The organism is Nocardiopsis dassonvillei, from assembly GCF_964273065.1.
In the GTDB taxonomy this organism is placed as follows: domain Bacteria; phylum Actinomycetota; class Actinomycetes; order Streptosporangiales; family Streptosporangiaceae; genus Nocardiopsis; species Nocardiopsis dassonvillei_B.
Genome location: NZ_OZ186815.1, coordinates 1,175,490 through 1,195,400, shown reverse-complemented (window position 1 = coordinate 1,195,400; position 19,911 = coordinate 1,175,490). Strand labels below are relative to the sequence as shown.

At 71.9% G+C, this 19,911-nt stretch carries 18 protein-coding genes and 2 CRISPR repeat arrays; of the genes, 5 read left to right on the top strand and 13 right to left on the bottom strand.

The window, feature by feature from the left end; genetic code table 11:
• Positions 1-59: 59 nt before the first annotated feature.
• Positions 60-851 carry an NRDE family protein gene (locus ACSUPR_RS05455; protein ID WP_436889839.1) on the top strand — a complete coding sequence of 264 codons (792 nt, stop codon included), beginning with the start codon at positions 60-62 and terminating at the stop codon, positions 849-851.
• Between the two features lie 146 nt (positions 852-997).
• Here the strand turns inward: ACSUPR_RS05455 and ACSUPR_RS05450 are convergent, their stop codons facing one another.
• The gene (locus ACSUPR_RS05450; RefSeq protein ID WP_436889837.1) at positions 998-1,630 is read right to left on the bottom strand and encodes an MBL fold metallo-hydrolase; all 633 of its coding nucleotides are present in this window, start codon (positions 1,628-1,630) and stop codon (positions 998-1,000) included.
• Positions 1,627-2,712 carry an S-(hydroxymethyl)mycothiol dehydrogenase gene (locus ACSUPR_RS05445; RefSeq protein WP_436889835.1) on the bottom strand — a complete coding sequence of 362 codons (1,086 nt, stop codon included), beginning with the start codon at positions 2,710-2,712 and terminating at the stop codon, positions 1,627-1,629. The genes ACSUPR_RS05450 and ACSUPR_RS05445 overlap by 4 nt, the downstream gene beginning before the upstream one ends.
• A gap of 233 nt (positions 2,713-2,945) precedes the next feature.
• Here ACSUPR_RS05445 and ACSUPR_RS05440 point away from each other — a divergent pair, with 233 nt between their 5' ends.
• Both ACSUPR_RS05440 and ACSUPR_RS05435 read left to right on the top strand, forming a co-directional pair.
• Positions 2,946-4,016, top strand: coding sequence for an alkene reductase (locus ACSUPR_RS05440; protein WP_436889833.1), 1,071 nt, complete (start codon positions 2,946-2,948; stop codon positions 4,014-4,016).
• A 121-nt stretch (positions 4,017-4,137) separates the two neighbouring features.
• Positions 4,138-4,592: a CRISPR direct-repeat array (repeat unit 29 nt; unit sequence GTGAGCCCCGCGCACGCGGGGATGGACCG).
• A gap of 177 nt (positions 4,593-4,769) precedes the next feature.
• Positions 4,770-4,958 (top strand): hypothetical protein, encoded by a 189-nt coding sequence (locus tag ACSUPR_RS05435; RefSeq protein ID WP_436889832.1) that lies wholly within the window; start codon positions 4,770-4,772, stop codon positions 4,956-4,958.
• Positions 4,959-4,984: 26 nt separating this feature from the next.
• On the opposite strand, the gene ACSUPR_RS05430 is transcribed toward ACSUPR_RS05435, so the two are convergent.
• From ACSUPR_RS05430 to ACSUPR_RS05380, 11 genes are all read right to left on the bottom strand, one after another.
• The gene (locus tag ACSUPR_RS05430; RefSeq protein ID WP_436889831.1) at positions 4,985-5,200 is read right to left on the bottom strand and encodes a hypothetical protein; all 216 of its coding nucleotides are present in this window, start codon (positions 5,198-5,200) and stop codon (positions 4,985-4,987) included.
• Positions 5,201-5,376: 176 nt separating this feature from the next.
• Complete coding sequence (gene cas2e / locus ACSUPR_RS05425) at positions 5,377-5,808, bottom strand: type I-E CRISPR-associated endoribonuclease Cas2e (protein WP_436889830.1); 432 nt, start codon at positions 5,806-5,808, stop codon at positions 5,377-5,379.
• Entirely contained in the window at positions 5,808-6,797 is a 990-nt protein-coding gene (cas1e, locus tag ACSUPR_RS05420) for a type I-E CRISPR-associated endonuclease Cas1e (protein WP_436889828.1), read from the bottom strand. The genes cas2e and cas1e overlap by 1 nt, the downstream gene beginning before the upstream one ends.
• Before the next feature lie 5 nt (positions 6,798-6,802).
• Positions 6,803-7,486 carry a type I-E CRISPR-associated protein Cas6/Cse3/CasE gene (locus ACSUPR_RS05415; RefSeq protein WP_436889827.1) on the bottom strand — a complete coding sequence of 228 codons (684 nt, stop codon included), beginning with the start codon at positions 7,484-7,486 and terminating at the stop codon, positions 6,803-6,805.
• The gene (cas5e, locus tag ACSUPR_RS05410) at positions 7,483-8,226 is read right to left on the bottom strand and encodes a type I-E CRISPR-associated protein Cas5/CasD (protein ID WP_436889826.1); all 744 of its coding nucleotides are present in this window, start codon (positions 8,224-8,226) and stop codon (positions 7,483-7,485) included. The genes ACSUPR_RS05415 and cas5e overlap by 4 nt, the downstream gene beginning before the upstream one ends.
• Entirely contained in the window at positions 8,223-9,356 is a 1,134-nt protein-coding gene (gene cas7e / locus ACSUPR_RS05405) for a type I-E CRISPR-associated protein Cas7/Cse4/CasC (protein WP_436889824.1), read from the bottom strand. The genes cas5e and cas7e overlap by 4 nt, the downstream gene beginning before the upstream one ends.
• Positions 9,353-10,129 (bottom strand): type I-E CRISPR-associated protein Cse2/CasB, encoded by a 777-nt coding sequence (casB, locus tag ACSUPR_RS05400; protein WP_436889823.1) that lies wholly within the window; start codon positions 10,127-10,129, stop codon positions 9,353-9,355. Before casB ends, cas7e begins: the two co-directional genes overlap by 4 nt.
• On the bottom strand, positions 10,126-11,706 hold the full coding sequence (gene casA, locus ACSUPR_RS05395) for a type I-E CRISPR-associated protein Cse1/CasA (RefSeq protein ID WP_436889822.1): 1,581 nt from the start codon (positions 11,704-11,706) through the stop codon (positions 10,126-10,128). The genes casB and casA overlap by 4 nt, the downstream gene beginning before the upstream one ends.
• A gap of 58 nt (positions 11,707-11,764) precedes the next feature.
• The gene (gene cas3 / locus ACSUPR_RS05390; RefSeq protein ID WP_436889821.1) at positions 11,765-13,771 is read right to left on the bottom strand and encodes a CRISPR-associated helicase Cas3'; all 2,007 of its coding nucleotides are present in this window, start codon (positions 13,769-13,771) and stop codon (positions 11,765-11,767) included.
• A 77-nt stretch (positions 13,772-13,848) separates the two neighbouring features.
• Positions 13,849-14,517, bottom strand: a complete 669-nt coding sequence (locus ACSUPR_RS05385) for a CRISPR-associated endonuclease Cas3'' (RefSeq protein WP_436889820.1) — start codon at positions 14,515-14,517, stop codon at positions 13,849-13,851.
• Between the two features lie 164 nt (positions 14,518-14,681).
• Positions 14,682-15,745: direct repeats of the CRISPR family, unit length 29 nt; unit sequence GTGAGCCCCGCGCACGCGGGGATGGACCG.
• Between the two features lie 392 nt (positions 15,746-16,137).
• On the bottom strand, positions 16,138-17,007 hold the full coding sequence (locus ACSUPR_RS05380) for a SigB/SigF/SigG family RNA polymerase sigma factor (RefSeq protein WP_436889819.1): 870 nt from the start codon (positions 17,005-17,007) through the stop codon (positions 16,138-16,140).
• Positions 17,008-18,166: 1,159 nt separating this feature from the next.
• Between ACSUPR_RS05380 and ACSUPR_RS05375 the strand changes: the two genes are divergently transcribed.
• Both ACSUPR_RS05375 and ACSUPR_RS05370 read left to right on the top strand, forming a co-directional pair.
• Complete coding sequence (locus ACSUPR_RS05375; protein WP_436889817.1) at positions 18,167-18,685, top strand: hypothetical protein; 519 nt, start codon at positions 18,167-18,169, stop codon at positions 18,683-18,685.
• Positions 18,682-19,911 carry an NRAMP family divalent metal transporter gene (locus ACSUPR_RS05370; RefSeq protein ID WP_436889816.1) on the top strand — a complete coding sequence of 410 codons (1,230 nt, stop codon included), beginning with the start codon at positions 18,682-18,684 and terminating at the stop codon, positions 19,909-19,911. The genes ACSUPR_RS05375 and ACSUPR_RS05370 overlap by 4 nt, the downstream gene beginning before the upstream one ends.

Genomic DNA, 19,911 nt, shown 5'->3' with positions numbered 1-19,911 from the left:
CCCACCTCCCGAGGGTCCCACCGAGGGGACCGGGAGAGACAGGTTAGGTAGAGGTCCACATGTGCACCGTCATCGTCGGATTCGATCCCGACGCCGACACACCCCTGGTCATCGCCGCGATCAGGGACGAGATGCGCGACCGCCCCTGGGACGGCCCCGGATACCACTGGCCCGAGCGGCCGGGGCTCGTCGGCGGACGCGACCGCCTGGCGGGCGGGACCTGGATGGCGGTGGATCCGCGCCGCCCCCGCACCGCCGCGCTCCTCAACGGGTGGCCCTGGGACGGGAGGATGCCCTGGGAGGGCACCTACCCGGCCAGCCGGGGCGAACTGCCGCTGCGCGCCCTGTCCCACTCCTCCCGCGATCCGCTCCAGGGGGAGGACCCCACCCTGTACGCGCCGTTCCACCTGCTGGACGCGGACGCCCACCACGCCGACCTGTACAGCTGGGACGGGCGCTGCCTGGACACCCGGCGGCTCCCGGCGGGGGTGAGCGTCATCGTCAACACCGGCCTGGACCCGGCCGACCCGCGTGCGGCCCGCCACACGCCCGTGTTCGGGCGCACCCGCCCGGACCCGGACCTGTCGGCGGCCCGCACCCCCAAGGAGATCTGGGGGGAGTGGCCGCGGCTGCTCACCGAGGCCGCCCACGAGGCCCCGCGTTCGGCGGGGCTGGACGACAGCGGCGACCCGAGCGGCCTCATCGCCCACGCCGACCTGGGCGGGGGGAAGGTCTGGGCGACGGGGTCGGTGACGCTGCTGGCGATGGACCGGGAAACGGTCCGCTACGCCTTCACCTCCGACCCGGCCGATCCGGACGGCTGGGCCATGGTGGACACCGCCCCCGTCTGACGGCAGGCGGCGGGGCCGTGCCGGACCGGCCGGAGGTGCGCTCCGCGGTCCTCGGCGCCCTGCGCCGACCGCGCGCCGTCCGCCGGCGGTGCCGGTGACCGGCACCGCCGGCGGACGGGGGCTCCGGAGTACGGGACCCCCGGAGGTCAGTGCCCGCGGTCGATCCACTCCTGCAGGTGCGGAGCCTCCTCGCCGACCGTCGTGGAGTCGCCGTGGCCGGTGCGCACCACCGTCTCCGGCGGCAGCGTCAGCAGTCGCTCGCGGATCGAGCCGATGATGGTCGGGAAGTCCGAGAACGACCTCCCGGTCGCCCCGGGGCCGCCCCGGAACAGCGTGTCCCCGCTGAACACCGTCCCCAGCCCGGGCGCGTACAGGGACACTGCGCCGGGCGTGTGCCCGGGGGTGTGCAGCACCCGCAGCACCGTCCCGGCCACCGGGATCTCCCGCCCGTCGGCCAGCGCCCCGTCGGGCTCCCGGCCGGGGTGGGCCATGTCCCACAGCACCCGGTCCTCGGGGTGCAGCAGCACCGGCGCCCCCACCGCGTCCGCCAGCGCGGGCGCCGCGTCCACGTGGTCGTTGTGCGCGTGCGTGCACACGATCGCCACCACCCGGCGCCCGCCGACCGCCTTCGCGATCGCGTCGGCGTCGTGCGGGGCGTCCACCACCAGCACCTCGGTGTCGTCACCGACCAGCCAGACGTTGTTGTCGACCTCCCACTCGCCGCCGTCCAGGGCGAAGACCCCGGAGGTGACCAGGTGTTCCACCCGCGCGCCGCTCACAGCTCCACCACCGACCTCAGCACCTCACCGCGTTCCATCCGGGCGAAGGCCTCCTCCACCCCGTCCAGCGCGATCTTCTCACTCACGAACCCGTCCAGGTCCAGCCTCCCCTGGAGGTAGAGGTCCACCAGCACCGGGAAGTCCCGCGAGGGCAGGCAGTCGCCGTACCACGACGACTTCAGGGCGCCGCCCCGGCCGAACACGTCCAGCAGCGGCAGGTCCAGCCGCATGTCGGGGGTGGGCACCCCCACCAGCACCACCGTCCCGGCCAGGTCGCGGGCGTAGAACGCCTGCTCGTAGGTCCGCGGCGTGCCCACCGCGTCGATCACCACGTCCGCGCCGAAACCGCCGGTGAGGTCGCGGATCGCCTGCACGGTGTCGGTCTCGGCGGCGTTCACCGTGTGGTGCGCGCCGAAGTCCCGCGCCCACCGCAGCTTGCGCTCCTCCACGTCCACCGCGATGATCCGGTGCGCGCCCACCAGGCTCGCCCCGGCGATCGCCGCGTTGCCCACGCCGCCGCAGCCGATCACCGCCACCGAGTCGCCGCGGGCGACGCCCCCGGTGTTGACCGCCGCGCCGATCCCGGCCATGACGCCGCAGCCCAGCAGTCCCACCGCCGCGGGGGCGGCCTTCGGGTCCACCCTGGTGCACTGGCCGGCGGCCACCAGGGTCTTGTCCGCGAACGCCCCGATGCCCAGGGCGGGGGACAGCTCGGTGCCGTCCTCCAGGGTCATCCGCTGTTCCGCGTTGTGGGTGTCGAAGCAGTACTGGGGGCGGCCCCGCAGACAGGCGCGGCAGCGGCCGCACACCGCCCGCCAGTTGAGGACGACGAAGTCGCCGGGCCGCAGGTCGGACACGCCCTCGCCGACCGACTCCACCACCCCGGCGGCCTCGTGCCCCAGCAGGAAGGGGAAGTCGTCGTTGATCCCGCCCTCGCGGTAGTGCAGGTCGGTGTGGCAGACCCCGCAGGTGCGGACGGCGACCACGGCCTCGCCGGGGCCGGGGTCGGGTACCACGACGGTCGTGAGTTCGACGGGCTGGCCCTTGGCGCGGGCCACCACGCCCCGGACTCGTTGTGACACGGAGATCGTCTCCTCTCGGACGGTGCGCGTCCCGCGGGCGTGCCCGCGGTAACGCCACCCTGGTCCACCTGCCCCGCGATGTCCACCACCGTTCCCGTTCGGCGGTAGGGGCGGGCGCCGCCCGGCGGAGTTTGCGCCCGCGGCCGCGAGGGCGTACCCAGGGGTCGACAGGAACGCACCCGCCGCCCGGCGGCGGGGCGCACCCCCCTCTGCACGCAGGAGACCAGGAGAACATGCGGACCCTCTTCGAAGCGGCGGCCGTCGGGTCGGCCCGGACGACCAACCGGATCGCCATGGCGCCCATGACCCGCAGCCGGGCCACCGCCGAAGGCCGTGCGACCGATTCCATGGCCCGGTACTACGGCCAGCGCTCGACCGCGGGCCTGATCGTCACCGAGGGCGTCCAGCCGAGCACCACCGGCCAGGGCTACCCCGACACGCCGGGGCTGCACACCCCCGACCAGGTCGAGAGCTGGAAGCCGGTCGTCAAGGCGGCCCGGGCCGACGGCGCGCTGTTCTTCGCCCAGCTGATGCACGCCGGACGCGTCGGCCACCCGGACGTCCGGGGGATCCGGCCGGTCGGGCCGTCCGCGGTGGCGGCGCCGGGGGTGATCTACACCCCCACCGGTCGCAAGGAGCCCGTGGTGCCGCGCGAGCTCACCGGAGGGGAGATCCGGGAGGTCATCGGGGAGCACGTCGAGGCGGCCCGCAACGCCCTCGCGGCGGGCTTCGACGGTGTCGAGGTGCACGGCGCCAACGGCTACCTGACCCAGCAGTTCCTGTCGGTGAGCGCCAACCGGCGCACGGACGCGTGGGGCGGCCCGGCGGCGGGCCGGATCAGGTTCGCGGTCGAGCTCATGCGGGCCCTGGCGGACGCACTGGGGCCGGGGCGGGCCGCGCTGCGCGTGTCCCCGGCGGGCACCTCGCACGGGATCGACGAGGGCGACCCCGGGGAGCTGTACGCGGCCCTGCTCGCGGAGCTGCGGGAGCTCCCGCTGGCCTACCTGCACGTCGTCGAGGCCCCGGGCCACCGGGGCCTGACCCGGGCGCTGCGCGCGGCCTGGCCGCACACCCTGGTCCTCAACCCGCACCGGGACAGGGAGCCGATGCCCCCGCACGAGGCGGGCGCCGACGCCCTGGAGGACGCGGGGGCCGACCTGGTCTCCTTCGCCTCGGCCTTCCTGGCCAACCCGGACCTGCCCGCCCGCCTGGCGGCGAAGGGCCCGTACAACCGGCCCGACCGCGCCACCTACTACGGCGGCGACGACCGGGGCTACCTCGACTATCCGACCCTGGCCGGCTGACCCTGCCGGACCTTGAGCAGGCGCGGTCCCCCATGCCGAAGTGACAGGAAAGGCGGTCGGCCCCCGAAGAAAACTTCATAACGCGGAGATAACGCCCCGCGTTCGCCCAGGTCGTTAACCGGTGAGCCCCGCGCACGCCGGGATGGACCGGCAACGGCGCGGTCGTAGCGCTCCGCCCACACGTGAGCCCCGCGCACGCGGGGATGGACCGCCCACCGGGTCCCCGTCGTGGTCGACCACCCAGTGAGCCCCGCGCACGCGGGGATGGACCTCCCCATTGTGGCGCCGGATGGTGCGAAGTACTGTGAGCCCCGCGCACGCGGGGATGGACCGCGCGACGCGCACACCAGCGTCCGCCAGACCCTGTGAGCCCCGCGCACGCGGGGATGGACCGATCTCGTAGCGGAGTTGTTTGCTGACTGCCAGTGAGCCCCGCGCACGCGGGGATGGACCGGTTTTCGACCCCGCCGTGGGCACGTCGATCGGGTGAGCCCCGCGCACGCGGGGATGGACCGCTCAAGGGCATCGCCACGTCTGCGCTCGAGGCGTGAGCCCCGCGCACGCGGGGATGGACCGCAGCACGGCCAGCTCGGGTCTGCCCAGAGCACCATGTGGGGGACTGGGTGGACGAGGGGCTGTACCCCCGGTTCGCTCACCACACCGACAGGTTGGAGCAGGCTTACACCGTTGCTCGTTCAGCGCGATTCGAGCACGGTGAGAAGGGCTGACCGGTTGGCCACTCAAGGAGGACATATGGACGGCTTCGACTGGCCCCTCGAAGGCGGCCAATGGGAAGGCGCCTACACCACCCCCGACGGCACCACCTGGCAACACATCCCCGGTAAAGGGTGGGAGAAAGCACCCGCTGGGACGACCGCCCTCAAAATCCAGGAGGAGAAAATGAAGCGGTGGCTGGAGAACCTGGGGGCGACCGAGGAGTGACGGGGCGCCCGACCCGCACGGGCGCCTCAGTCAAAGGCATCGCAGAGGTACAGACCCACCCCATGCTCAAGCTGGTGATGACGCTCCGGTTTCAGGGTGACCGCCCTGCCGCTATGGGCAGGCCTCGCCTCCGCTATGACTTCCTCGCCCTCCTGTTCCATCAGCTTTTCCGCATCCCACTCGAGGTGGTCGTGCGCGTCCTCCCGGAACGAAATGGTGTTGGAGAGCACCGTGTCGGCCATGGGATAGGAGAAATTGATACCGCCATGGTCGCGCCGGGTCGGCACGGGCAGGGCAACGCGAACGGCAAGGTCTAGCCATCTGCCCCCGCCCCGGGTTGCCGGTGAGCCCCGGGCACGTGAGGCGGGCGATGTGGCACCGCGTGCTCGCAGATCGGGGCTCACCTCCGCGAGTTCTCCTAGAAGAGGCCCTCCTCCGGAGTCCTCCCCCTTTCCTCACCCTCTGGTCCGACTGATGGCTCGGGTGCTTCCAGCGTCCTCCGGTCCTCCGGTTCTTCCGGAGCTTCGGGAAGCCAGACGGAACCTTCCTCTGCCTCTTCCGCTTCCGCGGTGAACCTCATCAGTTGCAGGCCGTCGAAATCCACCACCTGCCTTCGCCGTTCGCCTGCCGTCAGGACGACGTACCCCTGCTCGTTGTCGACCGTGTGCAGGCACACGGCCGCACCGTCGTCCCCCAGGGCTCCGCTCACCGCCGCCCACAGCTTCTCGCGCACCCGGGCGTTCATCGTGCCCACGTACAGACCCGTGTCCGGCTCGATCATCCACCGGGACAGCGCCCCGCGCACCCGGTCAGGTACCGCGGTCGTGGAGATCACCACCATCGACCCCATCAGCCGGCCTCTCCCGCGTAGTTCACCCCACCGGAGACCGAGCCCAGGACGGGGTCCCACAGGTCGACCACCCGCCACCGGCTCGGCACCGCAACCTCGTCGTCCTCCTCATCCTCCGCCTCCGGGTCGAGCAGTACCTGGATGTCCCGCACCATCCGCGGGATCATCCGGTACAACTTCAGCTCCGTCCGCAGCAGGGTCCGTGCCCGCCCCTCCGGGTTCTCCGAGTCGTGCAGCGAGAAAGCCAGGGGGATCGTCGTCTTCGCCTTGTACAGGTCCGCGATGTCGTACACGAACGACTGCTGCTTCCCCGAATGCACGAACCCCATCGCGGGAGAGCAGCCCAGGTGAGCGACCACCGAGTGCACCACCCCGTACAGCGCCGCGTTCCCCGCCGACAGCGCCTTGTTGACCGGGCTCTGCTCGTCCCACTCCGCGGGGTCGTAGTTGCGTTTGAACGGCTTCACCCGGTGCTTGGTCGCCAGACTCCTGTACAGCGCCTTCATCCGCTGCCCCTCCAGCGACCGCAGCCGCTCGATGCCGACGCCCTCCTCCACCTCCTCCCCGAACCGCATCTCGTACATCCGCCGGGCCACCGCCAGTCGCGCCGAGCCATCGGTGTACGCCCTGGCCTGCCGGTCCAGCCACAGCGTCGTGCGGCCCTCGGGCAAGAGACTCCCGTAGTGCAGAATGCCGCCCGACCCGCACGAGACCACGGTGGTCCCGTGCCTCATGAACGTGGCCAGCGCCGGTGACGTGATGGATGTGCCGGGCCCCAGCAGCAGGCAGGCCAGCGACGCTGTGGGGATCGGCACCCGGTGCACCGATCCCGCCCCCGCGGCGACCTCCGCGCACACCCCCGTGTCGGTCTGCACGATGCGGCAGATGTCGGCGTACAGGAACGACAGGTTGTCCGACACCTTCGGCAGCATCGCCAGAGTCGGCCGGGCGAGGTTCTTGCGCGCCTTCGCCTCGTTCGTCGCGGTCACCGGCCTCACCACTCCGCCGGGGCCAGGCTGAGCATCCCGCAGCCGAACGATTTGCCCCGCCCGACGCCCTCCACCACTGCTCGGCGCACCGCCTCGGGGTCGTTGACGACCGCGAATCCGTCGAACCGCGTCATGTGCAGACGCACGTTGCGCCTTCCGCTCCTGCCCGGGTCCAGGGCAGGGCCCATTCCGGTGCTCAGCACCTCGTGCGGTTCCAGGCCGTACCGCCCCGCGCGTTCACGCCACCACTGCTCGGCATCGGCCCCGTACAGCGGCCGGGTGTAGGCGTGCACGCCCGGCCTGGCCCGCTCACCGAGGCGCTCGGTGTTCTTCTCCGACTTGCCGAGCCGCTTGCAGGGGGCGGCGGCCAGCCGGTACCGGACCTCCAGCCCCTTTTCCAGCCCCTCCAGGAAGGGGCTGAGGTCCCGTTCGGCGGTCTGTCCGAACCCGGCACCGAGCCTGTCCAGGGCGAGCCGGCCGTGGCTCTGGGCGAGCAGCACGGGACCGGTCCGCCCCTCGTCCACCCGGAACAGCAGCCCGGCGTGCTGCCGAGGGGAGTCCATCGGCTCCTCGCCCAAGTGCTCGGAGGCCAGGGCGATGAGCAGCCGGTGCAGCTCCCCGGCGTTGGCGAAGGCGGCGCGGGCCCGCCGCGACGACAGGTCGGGGGTGATCTTGGTGAGCCAGGTCAACGGTGCTCCTCGACGTAGGCCAACAGGCGTTCCCGGTAGTCACCGCGATCGGTGGCGACCAGGTCCGCGGGCAGTTCCGCCTCCTTCACCCGTACCTCCCGGCCCGTGTAGCGGCGGTGGGCCGAAGCGAAGGAACGGGGGACGTCGTTGAGCACGGTCCGTGTTCCGGGGCCTGTGCCTTCTTCGACCACGTCCACCCTGACGGTCGTGTCCCCCTCGGGGATCCGGCGGCGCGGCAGCGGGACCGCGGCGCGCAGCTCGTGCTCGGGGTCGGGCGCCCCGACGCGCAGCACCAGCAGGGGGTCGGGAACGAAGGAGCGCCGCCCCAGGTAGGGCTGCCAGTGCGGGGAGAGCAGCGCTCGCCCGATCTCCTCGGCTCCCGGTCCGCTCACGGCCACGGTGAACACCGCGTCGGCCAGGTACGACCTGCGGGTGACGACCGTCGTGGCGCCCTCGGGCCGGCGCTTTCCCTCGGCGGTGGGCACCGTCAGCTCCCGGGGAAGCCCGCCGCCGACCGTGTGGAAGTCGGTCATGCGGATCCCGGGGGAGTCGACGCGCACGGTCAGCCGCAACCCGTCGTACCGTTCCAGGGACTCACCCCGGCCCACCCCCTGCGCGGCGGCGAACATCCCCACCAGCCCGGACCGCGTGGGGAAGGACAGGGTGTCGCGCTCGCCGAACACGCTGTGCTCCCCCCAGCTCTGCATCGGCCCGGCCAGCCGCAGCAGCAGTCCGGTCACGACCCGTCCCCGGGGTAGGCGGCGGTCACGGCGGTGCCGACCAGCTCCGGGTAGCCGGAGACCCGGTCCCCGAGGTGCTGCACGGCCTTGTCGTCGACCCCGGCGTGGGCGGAGGCCAGGACGGTGTCCGGCCACCAGAGCCCGCCGATCTTCTCGGCGTAGCCGCTCAGCCGGGAGACGGACGCGGCCCCGAACCCCTCGGTTCCGCGCACCGCCGCCTCGAAGGCGGGGGCGTACGACACCGGCCTGTCCGAGCGCACCACCACATGGGCCAGGTCGGGCACGGTCATCGCGGCGGTCGCGTTCTGCTTGCCGGAGGGGACGGTGCCCAGGAAGGCCCGCAGGAACTCCGAGACCAGTTCGCGGGCGGTGCCGGTGTCCCCGTCGAGGTTGCGCAGCAGTCCGACCAGGTCGATGTTGGCATAGCGGTAGAAGGTGCCGGTGCTGAACTGCCCGACGTTCATGTGTCCGCTGCCGTGGTCGTTCGCCTTGGGGACGTCGTCGACGGCGGTGAAGAAGTCCACCTCCACGCTGGTGCCGTGGGTGGTGAAGGCGTGCGCGAACTGTACGGCGCCGTCCACCTCCGTGGAGGGCAGTTCGGCGAGCATCCGGCCGAACAGGTTGACGGTGGCGTTGCGCGAGCGCAGCACCGCCACGATGTCGTCGGTCGGCAGGACGCCCTTGGGGGTCTTCTTCGCGGACTCCTTGGCGACGGCGTCCCTGTGCTCGTGGGCGATGGCGGCCAGGGCGTCGATGGCGGAGACGGGAAGGTAGAAGAGGACGGAGGTGACCCGGGACTCGCCCTCCTTCTCCTTCTCCAGTTTGATCCCGCCCTTGGCCGCGGACAGGACGACCTGGTTGCCGCCCTGCTCCGCCAGGGGTGCCTCCCAGCCGAGCGCGGTGAGGCGCTGGGCGATCTCCCCGACGATGCGGCGGGTGCGCACCGCCGGGTCGCCCAGCCGTTCCTCGACCCGGTGGCGGACCACCCGCTTCCAGCTCTGGCTGGAGACGCGGGTGCGCTCGGTGCCGCCGTAGACAACGGTCTTGGGGGAGCCGAGGTCGTCGCGGTTGACGTTGGAGTAGGGGAGGGTGTGCAGGACATGGACGTCCAGGAACTTGGGGGTGCTCATGCGGCGTGGTCCTCGTCGGTGTCGTCGGTGGCGGGGTTCTGGTTCTGGGAGGCGTTCTCCCGGCGGGCCCTCTCGGTCTCGATGACGCGGTGGTAGGACTGCACCCACTCCTTGGCGACGGTGTCCCGGTCACCGCCCCAGCGGGACAGGTCCAGGACCAGGCGGCTCCAGTGGATGTCGACGTCCTTGTCACGGGCGTACAGGACCAGCCGGGGGAGGTGGGAGTGCACGCTGTCGGCGGACTGGCGGCACAGCAGATGCAGGCGGGCCTCGGTCGTGTCGGCGTTGAGCCTGCCCTCGGTCACGGCCCTGCCGAGGAGCGCACCGAGGTTGGCCCTCCTGCACAGCGGATCGGGGCCCTTCTGCGCGGTCTCCTGCGGGACTTCGGACCCGTCCGGTTCCGCACCGGGGGCGCTTTCCGGAACCTGGGCCCGGGCGGTGTCCTCGCCGGTGCCGCCGTCCTCTTCGGAGGCCTTTCGCTCACGGGCCTGGCGCGGCTGGGCGGCGATCATCGCCGCGACCCCGTAGAAGGCGCGTTCCACGTCCTGCTCCGGCGGCCTCCACCGGCTGTCGGAGACGCCTTCGAGGTAGGCCAGCGGACCGTTCAGGTAGCGGGCGACGAAGGTGTGCACAGGAAGGACCCCGGGGTCCTCCACCCGTTTGCCGACCGCCCGGCGCAGGACGGCCCGCACGGCGGGCTCGTCGCGCACCCTTTCCCCCAGGTTCTCCACCATGCGCTCGGCGGCTGCGAAGATCACGGATTCAGCGCTCAAGGCGTCTCTCCTCGGTCGGTGCGGCGGGTGGGATTCCGAAGGAACAGGTGCCGCCGGTGGTGCTCCACCACAGCCGCCACCCGGGGGCGGGAGCAGTAGGGGCCGGTCACCTCGTCGTAGGCGGCGACCGCCAGGCGGGAGAAGGCGATGCCGGGGCCCTGGGCCTCCTCGTCCAGGGCGATCCGCCAGAACTCCTGCTCGGCGGTGGACCAGTAGCGGGACAGGCCGCGCCGCAACCAGGGGCCGGTTCCGGTGTCGGTGCGCGAGGACCCTCCGGAGGGGCTGTTGCCCTCCTTCCAGGCGTCCGTCAGTGCTTTCTGGAGTCGGTAGCCCAGGGATTCGGCGGAGCGCCGGGCGGTTCGGATGCGGATCCGCGCCCTGACCGCCTCCTCCGAGGTGTCGGCGGAGTCCTCCAGCCAGCGCAGCACCGCCGGCGTCGTGGCGGTGAACCACTGGCGGTCGCGGGTCTGCCCGTCCTGGTCGAACCCGAAGGCCCGCAACCGCATGGCCCTGCGCAGTCCCTCGGGCAGGTGCGTGGGCTTGGCGAGGCGGGTGAACAGTTCCGGCCGGTACTCGTTCTGCAGGTCCTCCGACAGCAGCGAGTCCAGGTCGCGCCAGACCGCCCGCGTCGCGTCCGCGGGGCGAGCGTAGCGTCGGCCCTCCTTGCTGGTCTGGTGTATGAGGTAGGGATCGGTGGGAGGGACCGGCCGGTCCCGGCGCGCCCAGGTGACATAGGCGTCCACGACCTTGTCCCCGCCGGGGTCGGGGAGCAGCAGGACCGCGTGCGAAGCCTGGTTCAGCAGGGTTCCGGCCAGGCCGGTGGACTCCTGGGGCGCACCCAGCGGGTCGGGGAGTCCGTCCCGTTCCCAGGGCGCGGGCTCCACGTCGCCGGGCTCGTCCTCGCTGTCGCCGTCGAAAGGGATGTTGAGGACCAGGCTCTGGAACAGGTTCTCGCCCAGGGGGTGGAAGGACACCGTTCCACGCAGCGGTCCCGCGGTGCTGTTGGCCTCGGAGCGACCGTCGACGGTACGGGAGGTACAGCGCCCGGAGGGGCCGTAGCCGAGGGTCGCGAGCAGGTGCCAGGCGGCCTCGTCGGGGGACAGGGGGACCGGGGCCAGGTCGTGGTGATGGCCGCCCAGCCACACCTGGTTCTGCCCTGCGGTGCGTCCCCAGGCGAGCTTGTTGACCCCGGACGTCTTGGCGCACTGCTCGCGCAGGCGGGGGTCCTGGGACCAGGGATGTTCGGGGTGGAACAGGTCGAAGCGGTCGGGGAGGGCGGCGAAGTAGGCGTCCACGCGGGACCGGTCGAAACCGCCTGAGTCGAGGACCCTTCGGCGCGCCCGGTACCACTGCTCGGCATTGTCACCGAGGGTGTCCAGGCCGGTGACACGTGCGGCCAGCAGGGTCAGGACCCGCCACAACTGAGCGGAGGCGGGAGGGATCGGGAGTTCGATGTCGGAGAACTCGTGGGCGCGGTACAGCAGTTCGCGCAGTCCGACCGGCGGCGCGGGGGTGCCGTCGGCCGCGCGGACGGGCAGCCAGGGCCGCACCGTCAGGTCGTAAGAGGGAGGGGTCACCGTCGCTCCGTGGGAGGGTCGGTCGGATGGGGAGGGCGTCCGGGGAGCCGGGCGCGGATCAGGTGTGCTCCTCCAGTCCGTTGGCGGGGTGGAGGAACAGGCGCTTGTCGCCCAGGCGGGCCTCGCCGACCCTGCCGTCGCCGTCCACCGGGTGGACGAGGAGCACCAGGTCGTGGAGGTGGTAGTTCTTCTCCCATCCCTCGGGGACCCGGTTGGCCTCCGGCAGGGGCGGCTGCGTGGCAGGGGTGGCGCGCATGGGGATGGTGCGGGCGATCACCGCGCGTAGAGCGTCCATGCCCATACCGCCCTCGGTATCGGTCCGGGGCAGCCGGTGGGTCAGCGCCTCGTCCAGCCACAGCCCGCCGTTCGCATCGCGGTAGCAGCACAGGACCCGTACCGAGTCGGCGCCGAAGCGGGTGGCCAGGAAGTGTTCGCCGATGTCGAAGTCGGCTTTGGTGAGCGGAGACAGATCCCCGTACAGGTCCCGCCTGGTGGGAATCACCGCGTTGCGGCCGTGGGTGCGCAGGGCCAACTCCTCGCCCATGCGTTTGACGTCGGCGGCCACGTCCTCCAGGAGGTCGGGGTCGTCGTACACGCCGTCCACCAGGGGCTGGATGTCCTCGGGAACGGCTATAGGCGCACTGCCCCGCCGGTCCAGCAGGGCGTGGGTGCGCAGCAGCAGGGACAGGGGGTACACGTACTGCCAGGAGCGGGGAACGTGTCCGCTGCTCTGCTGTTCCCGCGGGACCAGGACCGCCATCCGGGGTTCGGTGGCCCAGGAAGGGCGCTTGACGCTCTTCAGGTGCTGGTGCCGCCAACAACGGCCCGCGCGTTGCAGCAGCAGGCCGACGGGGGCCAGGTCGGTGATGAGCAGGTCCAGATCGAGGTCCAGGGACTGCTCGATGACCTGAGTGGCCACGATGACCGCTCGTTCGGGTCGGTCCCCGTTCTTCGCGCCCTCCTTGCCCAGCCGCCGGGTGAGCTCGGCGGTGATCGCGGTCCTCTGGTCCTGGGGGAATCGGGAGTGCAGCAGGGACAGGTCCGGCGGGGTGTCCAGCTGGGCGAACCATGCGGCCAGCAGGTCCCGGGTCTGCTGGGCCTCGGCGACGGTGGTGCAGATGACGGCGGCGCAGCCCCCCTCGGCGACCAGGGGAGACAGGAGTTCGCGCAGGGCCGGTTCCCGGTCGGGTCGGCCCCTCTCGAGGCCGATGGGGACCAGGTCCACCTTCAGCGGATCCCGCTCGGTGGTGGGAAAAGGGTCAGGGTTGGCGGCGACCCCGCCGGTCCCGGGGTGGACGTGCAGCCAACCGGGGTAGGCGATTTTCTCGACGAACGGCGGCGCAGACCGCTTCACCCTGCCCTTGGACCCGGAGACGTAGGCCTTGACCAGGGAATTCGCCACCGAGTGGTGCAGGGTGGCCGACAGAAGCACGACGGGGGTCCGGTAGACACCGAGCCAGTGCAGGAGGCGTTCCAGGAGCATCTGCATATACGGGTCCACCGCGTGGACCTCGTCTACGATCACGACCTTGCCTGCCAGGCCGAACATACGGACCGCGTTGTGGCGTGCGGGAAGGGCCGCCATGAGGGCCTGGTCGATGGTGCCGGTGGACCAGGAGGCGAGCAGGCCGCGTTTGGCCTTCATCAGCCAGGTGGTGGGGGCCAGAGCGTCCGGTGCCGGGGACCCCGTGTCGGCGGGTGCGTACTCAGGGTTGAGCCAGGCCATGGAGTGCAACAGGGCGAGAGGGGAGCCGGTGTTGGCTCGGTGCCCGGCGTACTCGCGCAGACGGCCGTACATCTGGTCGGCGGTGGCCATGGTGGGCAGGGCGAGGAATCGGCCGTGGTGACCGGTGGCGGCGCCCAGAAGGTCGGCGGCGTGCAGGGCGGCCTCGGTCTTACCCTCGCCGGGCGGGGCGGTGATGAGCACCAGGCCGCCCTCGGCGCACAGATCCGGGAGGTGGCGGGCGATCGAGGACTGGAGGCCGTTGGGGTGCTCGATCTTCGGGAAGGAGTCCGCGAACGAGGAGGGGGAGACGGTGAGGGGGCGAAGGCCGGCGTCGTCCACCAGACCGGTGATCGCGGGGAGTGAAGCGTGGAAGTGGGCGAGGAGGACGGGACGGCTGCCGTCGGCGGGGGGAGTCTTCAGACGGTCCAGGAGAAAGTGCTCCTGGCTGACGAGCCAGTCGGCGAGGATGACGAGACCGCAGACCAGGGGGGCGATCGAGGCTTCCAGACATATGGGGGTTCGGGGGCGCCTGCGGCTTCGTGGACCAGGAGGGTGCAGCGCTCGCGCTGTTCCTCCCAGGGGCCTTCCGCGAAACGGTGCGTCGTGTACTCGTCCAGGGAGTCGGGGTAGACGCCATGGTGGCCGCCGAGGAGCTGGGCGACGAGGTCGGAAATGTATTCGTCCTCGTGGGGGTAGCCGAACCGGGGGAGGGCGGCGGTGAGCCACTGGTGGGTGACGAAGGAATGGCCGGTGCGGTCGCCGGGGGGTTGTTCACGGGGGTAGGAGGAGAGGTCGAGGGGGATCTGTTCCTGGAATTCCCGGATGAGTTTCCCGATGTCGTGGCATCCCGCCCAGAAGGCGACCAGCGCGCGGGCGTGGGATTCGTCCCCTCCGAGACCGGCGGCGATGCTGCGTTTCAGGCCGGGGGAGAGGACGAGGTCCCAGAGGATCAGGGCAGCGGCGGTGGCGTCGAGCGCGTGGAGGATGTAGGGGTAGTGCCTGCCGTGCAGGTGGCGCTCCTTGGCCCACAGGCCGAGGTCGATATAGGTGGGGTCATCGGAGGGATCGGAAGGAGGGGGCGTCATCCGGAGGTGCTCCAGCGGTCATGAGAGCATGGTGTGCGATGAAGTTAGCGCCGGACTGGGATGCTCCGCAGGGATTTCGGGGAAATGGCCGAATCGGGCCATTTTCTTAACTCGCTAGTAGGTCTCGCGGAGATAACGGCCCGCGTTTATGCAGGTCGGTAACTGTGAGCCCCGCGCACGCGGGGATGGACCTTCCATGTGTTCCATGAGGGCAGGGTAGGGGCGGTGAGCCCCGCGCACGCGGGGATGGACCGTCGGGCAGCAGGTCCTCCAGTCAGCCGCCCTCGTGAGCCCCGCGCACGCGGGGATGGACCGGCGGGGGGCGGGTCGCGTGCGGGCGGCGCGGAGTGAGCCCCGCGCACGCGGGGATGGACCGCTCTCGATCTCGCCCAGGTTGTCCTCGGTGATGTGAGCCCCGCGCACGCGGGGATGGACCGACCATGCCCGACCGCGTCCTCATCGCCCTCCTGTGAGCCCCGCGCACGCGGGGATGGACCGCCGGTCTTGACCATCTGCCCGGCCGCGCGTGCGTGAGCCCCGCGCACGCGGGGATGGACCGGGCGTGGCGTGCGAGGCCGCCGACGCAATCGCGTGAGCCCCGCGCACGCGGGGATGGACCGTCGGCGGCGGACACCAGGGCCAGGACGTCCACGTGAGCCCCGCGCACGCGGGGATGGACCGCGGCCGGTTCGCCCTGCCCGTCCTGCCGCGCGTGAGCCCCGCGCACGCGGGGATGGACCGCGACCACACACCCCGGCTTGCACGGCGCGTGAGTGAGCCCCGCGCACGCGGGGATGGACCGACCAAGCAGCAGGCCAACGAGGACTACCTGCAGTGAGCCCCGCGCACGCGGGGATGGGCCGTCCCAGACGACCGGGTTCGGCGCCGACCGCAAGTGAGCCCCGCGCACGCGGGGATGGACCGGTCGTGATCGCCGCGTTCGAACGCGACATCCGTGAGCCCCGCGCACGCGGGGATGGACCGTCGGGGCGGCACCGGGTCGACAGAACCGCGTAGTGAGCCCCGCGCACGCGGGGATGGACCGGTCGGCCGGTGGACGCACGCCACCCTCTGGCCGTGAGCCCCGCGCACGCGGGGATGGACCGACCCCGAACGTTGCCCGGTAGCCGTTGCCGTCGTGAGCCCCGCGCACGCGGGGATGGACCGACGAGCGCATGCAAGGCGTCGAGCTGAAGATGGTGAGCCCCGCGCAGGCTGAGATGGAAGGAGGGCCCCGCCCCCCGCCACCGTCACGGTGGCAGGGGCGGGGCCCTGCATACATGGGGGTCGGGCGACGCCGGGGCGGCGCGTCCGTCCGCCTGGTGCGCCTCGCGTGCGGGGGCGGGCCGGGGGAGGGGTGACCCCGTGCCCAAGGGCAACGGCGAGCCTCACACCTGCGGGGGTGGGCCACAGCGCCGTCCCTCCGGGCGGCCTCCGCCCTGGTGGAGGCCCACACGTGCCGGGAGGCGGGCCACCCGCTCTCGGGCGCTCACGGGAAGACAACGGCTCCTGCGGCACACGGGGCTCGCTCCGGCCCCGGCCGTGGCGGGAGGTGTTCCACCGCTGAACCCGCGGAGGCCCTTCCTGCCGCCGGTCCCCCACTAAAGTCAAAAGCCGCCGCTACCCCTGGGAAGGCTGTCGGCTCGGCGCGTCGACCCTCTCGCGGAGCCGGTCCAGCACCTCTCTCAGGAGCCGGGAGACGTGCATCTGGGAGCAGCCCACGTGCTCGCCTATCTCCGCCTGGGTGCAGTCGTCGAAGAACCGCAGGTGCAGGATGGTGCGCGCCCGTTCGTCCAGGTCGGCCAGCGCGGGCTTGAGCGTCTCGCGCTCCAGGACCTGCTCGAAGGCGGTCTCCTCCTCGCCCAGCCGGTCCTCCAGGCGGATGCCCTCGCCGCTGTCGTCCTCGCTGGTCTCGGGCTTGTCCAGGGACAGGCACCGGTACGCCTCGGAGGCCTGGAGGAGTTCGCTCGCCTCCTTCTCGGACAACCCCATCCGTCGGGCGAGTTCGGCCGTGGTGGGACGGCGCGCGTGGTCCTGCTCGAAGTCCGCCAGGACCCGGCGCAGCTTGATCCGGTTCTCCTGGTGGGAGCGGGGGACGTGCACGGCCCATGTGCGGTCACGGAAGTGGCGCTTGATCTCACCGGTGACGGTGGGCCGCAGATAGGCCATGAAGGGCGTGCCCCGGGAGGGGTCGAAGCCGCGGACGGCCTTGACCAGGCCGACCATGGCGGTCTGCATCACGTCCTCGAGCGGCTCCCCCTTGCCGCGGTAGTCGCCGGCCATCCTGGCCACCAGCGGTTCGAACTCCTCCACGATCTGCTCCCACAGGTGCCGGGCTCGCGGATCGCCCTCCTCGAGGGAGTGGAGCCGGGTGAGAAGGTCCTCGGCGGAGTCCTTCTCGAAGGCCTCGTATTCCACGGGCTTGCGCGGGCGAGGGATCAGACCCTTGGCCGCGGTGGGTGAAGCGTCGTGCGCTGCGGTCGGGAACAAGAAAACCCCCGGTGTTCTGTCCTGCGTGAACCTCGTTCTTGCAAGTGCAAGGTGCCGGTCGGTGCCCCCCTCGACCGCACCCATCACCCATGTGACGTGTGAGGTCAAAGGGGGATCCGGCGCGCCTGACCATGCCCGGGAAAACCCTTCTGATGCACGATCGAGAACTTTTTCTTGTCGGACGACAACTTTTTCCGAGTAAACATTGCTCGGGTGTGATGTGGCTCCGGGAACGCCCCCGGACCCGGAGCCACGGTGCGCGCCGCGCGGGTCGTCCTCCGACCGCGCCCGGACCGCACGGGCCCCGACCGGGCCCCGGCGGTCGGCCGCGTACCAGGGCCCTGCCCCGGCATGAGGCCTCGCACACTTCCGGGACGGCTCGGGCCCGCCCACCGTAAGCGCCTCGTTGCGCGAGGTCCCGGAACGCGGTCGGCGTGTCCTGGATCCGTCGATGCGTCCTTTTTGGTCCCCGCGCCGGGCACCGCGTCCCCTGCGGTGTTCCCGGCTCCGTGCCGACCGGGGAGGGGCCGGATTCCGCCGGTGTCCCGCAGGATCGAACGGCCCGACCCCGCACGGGCCGGAACGGCCGTCGGCTGCCGGGGGCCGGCGGCCGTTCCGCCGGGCCGACGGTGCCCCGGCCCGGATCCGGGTGACCGAAAGGTGCATCCATGGCGCTGCGCCGGTACTCGACCGCCATCAGGACGCACGGCCACCGGGTACCCGGAGACCGGTGGCCGGCGGGCCGAAGCGCCGGACCGGACCGGGCTCCACGGCACCGACGAGGGCGCCGTGCCGGTCCCACCGTGGGTGGAGGAGGTCGGCCCGGGCCCGCCCCCCACCAGGCACCGCCCGGTCCGTCCTTCGTTCCCGTGGAGCACCGCGAGCAGGACGAGGACCGCATCCCCTCGGACTTCGCCCCGCACATCTCGCAGGACCGCGGGGCCGGGACCGGGACCGGGCGGCCGGTCTCCCCGGGTGCGCCACGGGTCGATGCCGGCCAGGGCCCCGAGTCGCCTTGGGCGTACGCGCCGACCCCTCGGCCCGGAGGACAAGGGGTCCTGTGCGGCCTCCTCCCGGGGGCGCGGGCGGGGCGCCGGAACCGACCGGCCATGGTGCTGCAATGAGCAACTAAATAGTTACTGAGAGTTATGGTAGGAGGGTGCCAGAAACTCCCACGACCTGGGAGCACGTCCCCGGTCGGTCCCCGGCTCCGGTCCCGCCCACGAGCGACCGCCCGCTGCTCGCCGTGCTCGTCCCCCTCCTCCTCACCGTGCTCGCGCTCACCGGCTGCGTGGCCCCGACCCCCACCGCCGACAGCCACCGGGACGCCGCCGAGCAGACCGTCGTCGACCTCCTCTCCTCCGTCAACACCGGCATCCTGGTCGCCGAGGCCCACAGTGACGGAAAGGCCTTCTCCCCCTACCTGGAGACGACCGCCGGCGACTCCGAGGACGCGGCCCGCTCCATCGCCGACACCTTCGGCGTCCTCCAGCCGCCCACCCCCGAGGGCGACCTCCTCCGCGCCCGCCTGACCCCCCTGTGCGACGAGGCCGTGAACGCGCTCGCCGACCTGCGCATCGCCCTGCGCCGTGACGACGCCGAAGGGGTGGCCGAGGCCGAGCGCCTGCTGAGGGAGAACGCGGACGCCCTCACCCGCCTCCAGGGGGAGCTGTCATGAGATGGCTGACGGCCTTCACCCTGGGAATGCTCACCGCCGTCGGCGGCTTCCTCGACATCGGCGACCTGGTGGCGAACTCGGTGGTCGGCTCCCGGTTCGGCATGACCCTGGCCTGGGTGGTCCCCGTCGGGGTGGTGGGCCTCATGCTGTTCACGGAGATGTCCGCCCGCGTGACCGCCACCACCGGCCGGGCCACCTTCGACCTGGTGCGCGAACGGCTCGGCCCCCGGGCCGGCCTCGCCAACCTGCTGGCGTCGTACTTCATCACCCTGCTCACCTTCTCCGCGCAGATGGGCGGCATCGCCCTGGCCCTCGAACTGGCCAGCGGCATCCACTACCTGCTGTGGGTCCCGGTCGCCGGCGCCCTCGTCTGGATCGTGCTGTGGCGCCTGCCCTTCGACCGCATGGAGAAGACCTACGGCCTGCTCGGCCTGGCCCTGGTGGTGTTCGGTGTCGCGCTGTGGCGGCTGGGCCCCGACTGGGGCGTCCTGCTGGAGGACGCGGTCTCCTTCACCCCGCCCGCGAACGAGGGGCCGGCCGTCTGGTGGTACTACGCCATCGCCCTCTTCGGGGCGGCGATGACCCCCTACGCCGTTCTCTTCTTCTCCTCCGGCGGGGTGGAGGAGAAGTGGACGCCCAAGGACCTGGCCACCGCGCGCGTCAACGTCTTCCTCGGCCTCCCCCTGGGCGGGCTGCTGTCCCTGACCGTCATGGGCTGCGCGGCGGTGGTGCTCATGCCCTCCGGCATCCAGGTGTCCGACCTGGGCCAGGTCGCGCTGCCCGTCGTCTCGGCCCTGGGCCGGGTGGGACTGATCGTGGTGATCCTGGGCTTCTTCGCCGCCACGTTCGGCGCGGCCCTGGAGTCGGGGCTGGCCGCCGGGTACGCGGTCTCCCAGTACTTCGGCTGGCGCTGGGGCAAGGCCGCGGCACCGGTGGAGGCGCCCTACTTCCACCTCGTCCTCATGGCGAGTCTGCTGGGCGGGGTGCTCTTCATCCTCACCGGCGTCGACCCGATCACCGTCACCGAGTACAGCCTCGTGCTGTCGGCGGCGGCCCTGCCGCTCACCTACCTGCCGATCTTCGTCGTCGCCAACGACCGCGGTTATCTCGGGGACCAGGTCAACTCACGCTTCACCAACATCCTCGGCTCGGTCTACCTGGTGCTGCTGTGCGCGGTGTCGGTGGCCGCCATCCCCCTGATGGTCTACACGAAAGCGGGGCAATGA